Here is a 4005-nt window from a genome sequence, read left to right as displayed (position 1 = left end):
GGCCGGCGGCGCGGCGTGCATCGCGTCGGTGGACGGCAGGGGCGGCAGCGGGGCCAGCGCCGGCATCGACGGCAGCTTGGGCGGCGCCGGCGGCTGCGGCGCGGCGATCGCCCGCGGCGCCTGCGGGGGCTCGGGCGCGTGCGGTGCGTGAAGTGCCTCGGGCGCGTGCGGCGCGCGCAGTGCCTTCGGGGCGGGCTGCGGCGCCTTGCATTTGCCGTTCGCGGCGTCGCAGCTGGTGTTGTAGATGGTGGTGCTGGCGGCGCCGGCGCCGGCGGCCGGGCAGAGCAGGGCGAACATCAACAGCGAGATGGTTTTCATGGTGGTCCTCAGTGGTTTGATTTGGCGTGTGCCGCTTTTCGGTCTTGCATTTCAAGCCGATGGAACCAGTGTGCGAACCAAATGTGGAGAAACCGTGGGGGCCGCGCCCAAACCGCCGGGCGCTGGAAAAGGTGGGGGCGCGCCCAAACCGCCGGGCGCGGGAAAAACCGGGACGGGGACCGGGCCGCGCGCCCCGGCCGGCTAGGGCCGGACCTTGAGCAGCACCAGACCGTTGTTGGAGGCCACGACGATCGACCCCTTGTCGTTGATGGCCAGCGCCCGTATCAGGACCAGGCCGGGCGGCGCCGCGTGCAGGCGGGTGTTGAGGTCGACCGTGCCTTCGGCCAGCGTCCACGAGACCGCGTGTTGGACGCCGAGCGTTTGCGAGGAGCCGACCGCGGTGCCGTGCGCGTTGATCGCCAGCGCCTCCCCGAAGCTGGCGCCGGGGAGGATGACCGGGTGCATGGTCGCGCCGTCGTGGACGAAGCCGCGCTGGGCGTTGTCGAAGGCGGTCGAGATGCCGACCACGAAGCCGGCCTCGTTGATCTCGAAGCCCTCGGAGGCGTAGCCGGCGTCGCCTTCGAGCGTGCCCAGGTCGCGCAGCACCCCGTTGTGGTAGCGGATCGCGCGCATCGCGCCGGCGGCGTTGTTGGCCCAGCCCGTGATCTGGCCGGCATTGTTGATCGCGCGCGCGATGGTACGGTTGCCGCCCAGCGTGCCGAGGTCGCGCAGCGGGGCTCCGGTCCTGCTGTCGTAGATGAAGCCGTGGATGACGATGTCGCCGGGCAGCAGCGAGTTGCCCGCCACCATGCCGTGGGCATTGATGTCGACCGCCTCGGACGCGCGGCCGCCGAGCGTGCCGAGGTCGCGCATGATGCCGCCGAATAGGAAGGCGTGCCCCTGGCCGCCGAAGCGCGCGGTGCCGACCATCTGGCCGCAATCGTTGAGCGCGTAAGCCTCCGAGAAGACGCCGGGGGTGCCGATGCGGCGCAGGGTGCCGTCGTAGAGGAAGGACTGCGGGATGTCGCCCTCCGGTCCGAGGGCCCAGCCGGCCACATGGCCGCAGCGGTTGATCGCGAAGGCCTGGGAAACGCCGCCGCCAAAGTCGCCCAGATCGATGGTGCGGGTGCCGTTGTAGAGGAATGCGCGGCTCGGCAGCTCCGGGCGGGCACCGGTGCCGGTCACCATGTCGAACTGGTTGATGCCGCGCGGGGTCACGCGGAACCGCGCGGCCGGGTCGGCGACCAGTTGCACCACGTCATAGGTGATGCCGGACGGCGGCGGCGGCGGCGGGGGATGGTGCGGGCCGGAGCCGCTGCCGCACGCGCCGAGCAGGGCCGCGGTGGCCAATGCGATGCCTCTCGAAACAAGGCTGCTTGTTTGAAACTTGCTGATGGATGCGAGCATGATGTCCTCCTTGAACAATCTCGTGTCCCAGTCTAGGTCGCTTAGTTCCCGGCTCCTTCGTCAAAGTCGAGTTCGATTGCGGGCGCTCAAGCGCGCCGATTCCCGTTAGGAATTGCTTGCCGCGCCTATAGGCCGAGCCGGTGGCCGGGGCGGGAAATCACGCCGATGGGACCGGTCCCGCCGAGCTGCGTGGCAACATTGCGGCGCGGATTTTTGACGTGGCGGTCGACCGCGTTTTGTAACCGGGGTCTGACCCCGGTTACGAAATGTTCCGCCATCGGGGCAGACCCCGATGGCCGCTGCTGGCATGCCGGCCGCCATGGAATCGTCGGGTTCAAGGGCTGGCCGCCACGATGGCCTCGCTTGCGAGCAATGTTTGGCAAGCGGGGTCTGACCCCGATTGCGGAATGTTTCGTAAGTGGGGTCAGACCCCGGTTACAAAAAAATGCGCCGTGGTCTGGTTTGCCTAGAGGTCGAGCCGATAGCCGAGGCCGTAGATCGAGCCGATCGGATCGGTTCCTGGATGCAGCGCGGCAATCTTGCGGCGCAGGTTTTTGATGTGGCTGTCGACCGCCCGGTCGGTCACCTCCAGGCTGTCGTGGCGCGCCAGGTCGAGCAGTTGGGCGCGCGAGAACACCTGGCCCGGACGGCGCGCCATCGCCGCCAGCATCTGGTATTCGCTCGGCGTCAGCGTCAGCGCCTGGCCCATGATGGTGATCCGGCGCGCGCCCTCGTCGAGCGCGATCGGACGCGGCGGCGCCCCCGTTCGCGTGCGCCGCAGGACGACCTTGATGCGCGCCATCAGCTCGCGCGGGCTGAACGGCTTGCACAGGTAGTCGTCGGCGCCCGTCTCGAGCCCGAGCAGGCGGTCGATCTCTTCCACTTTGGCCGTGACCATGATGATCGGCACCTCCGAGAACGCGCGCACCGCGCGGCACAATCCCAGGCCGTCGATGCCGGGCAGCATCAGGTCGAGCACGACCAAGGAGGGCGGCCGCGCGCGGATCGCGGCCAGCGCGCTGTCGCCGTCGTGGAACACGGCGGGCAGGTAGCCGGCCGCGCGCGCGTAGTCGGCCACCAGCGCCGCCAGTTCGGGTTCGTCCTCGACGATGTAGACCTCGGCCGCCATCGTCATGCCTCGAGCGCGAGCGCGAATCGCACCCGCAACCCGCCCAGCGGCGAATGCGCGAAATCGAGCGCGCCGCCGTGCGCCTCGACGATGCGCTGGCACAGGGCCAGGCCCAGCCCGGCGCCGCCAAGGGCGCGGTCGCGCGACGAGTCGACCCGGTAGAAGCGCTCGGCCAGGCGCGCGAGGGCGGCCTCGGGCACGGCCGGCGCGCCGTCGTCGAGGACGATCACCAGGCGGCCTTCGTCCTCGTGCGCGTGCAGCCGCACGCGCCCGCCCGCGTCGCTGTAGCGCACGCTGTTCTCGAGCAGGTTGGCCAGCACCTGGCGCATGCGCTCGGGGTCGGCCAGCACCGTCGCGCGCGCGGGCGCCCCGCCGAGCTCGAGCGCGAGGCCGGCCGCGCCCAGCTTTTGTCCGAACGCCTCGGCCTGCTCGCAGGCGAGCCGCCACAGGTCGAGCCGCTGGCGCTGGCAGGCCAGCGCGCCGACGTCGGCCCGCGCCAGCGTGTACAGCTCGTCGATGAGCTTGTTGAGCGACATGACTTGGCGCAGCATCGCCGCGACCGTCTCGGGCGAGGCGCTGCGCACGCCGTCCTCGATCGCCTCGAGCTGGGCGCGCAGCACCGACAGCGGCGTGCGCAGTTCGTGCGAGGTGTCGGCCACCCACTGGCGGCGCGCGTCCTCGGCCCCCGCCAGTTGCCGCGCTAGGCCGTTGAAGCTGTGCGCCAGCTGGCCCAGCTCGTCGCTGCGGCCGGCGTCGAGCCGGGTGTCGAGCCGGCCCTCGGCGAGCGCGCGCGCGCCGTCGGCGAGGCGCTGGATCGGGTGCCGGAAATGCGCCGCCAGCAGCACCGCCGCGAGCGCGCTCAGCGCCACGCTGGCGGCCACGATGAGTAGCAGGCTGTCCTTGAGCTGGGCCAGGAACACGGCCGCCATCGCGTCGCTAGGACGCGCGGCCCGGGCCACCAACAGATAGCCGACGGTGGCGCCGGCCACGGCGATCGGGCGGCGCGCGCCCGGTTCGCGGCCGGCCGCGCGGCCCGCCAAATAACGCCCGCCGGCGTCGAGCAGCGTCACGCGCTGGTGCAGCCCGAGCTGTTCGGCGCCGACGTCGGCTAACGGCGCCCGGGGCGCGAGCGGGGCCGGCGGCGCGAGCGT

Annotated in this window: 3 protein-coding genes and 1 pseudogene; all 4 read right to left on the bottom strand. The window is 71.5% G+C overall.

Going from position 1 to position 4005, the window contains the following annotated elements:
• A pseudogene (locus tag C7C56_RS10230) lies at positions 1-318 on the bottom strand (aminodeoxychorismate synthase component I); the annotation flags it as partial.
• Between the two features lie 201 nt (positions 319-519).
• On the bottom strand, positions 520-1725 hold the full coding sequence (locus tag C7C56_RS10225) for a hypothetical protein (RefSeq protein WP_146204393.1): 1206 nt from the start codon (positions 1723-1725) through the stop codon (positions 520-522).
• Between the two features lie 466 nt (positions 1726-2191).
• On the bottom strand, positions 2192-2854 hold the full coding sequence (locus C7C56_RS10220; protein ID WP_106757322.1) for a response regulator: 663 nt from the start codon (positions 2852-2854) through the stop codon (positions 2192-2194).
• A gap of 2 nt (positions 2855-2856) precedes the next feature.
• Positions 2857-4005, bottom strand: a 1149-nt coding sequence (locus C7C56_RS10215; RefSeq protein WP_146204392.1) for an ATP-binding protein, incomplete at its 5' end; no start/stop codon positions are given.

It is taken from the genome of Massilia glaciei (genome assembly GCF_003011895.2).
In the GTDB taxonomy this organism is placed as follows: Bacteria; Pseudomonadota; Gammaproteobacteria; order Burkholderiales; family Burkholderiaceae_D; genus Telluria_A; species Telluria_A glaciei.
The sequence above is the reverse complement of the archived record's forward strand: the minus strand, read 5'-3'. Positions and strand labels throughout refer to the sequence as shown.

What these genes read in the sequence shown, in the direction of transcription:
- C7C56_RS10225 (WP_146204393.1), bottom strand. Translation starts at nt 1,725, where the DNA reads ATGCTCGCATCCATCAGCAAGTTTCAAACAAGCAGCCTTGTTTCGAGA.
- C7C56_RS10220 (WP_106757322.1), bottom strand. Translation starts at nt 2,854, where the DNA reads ATGGCGGCCGAGGTCTACATCGTCGAGGACGAACCCGAACTGGCGGCG.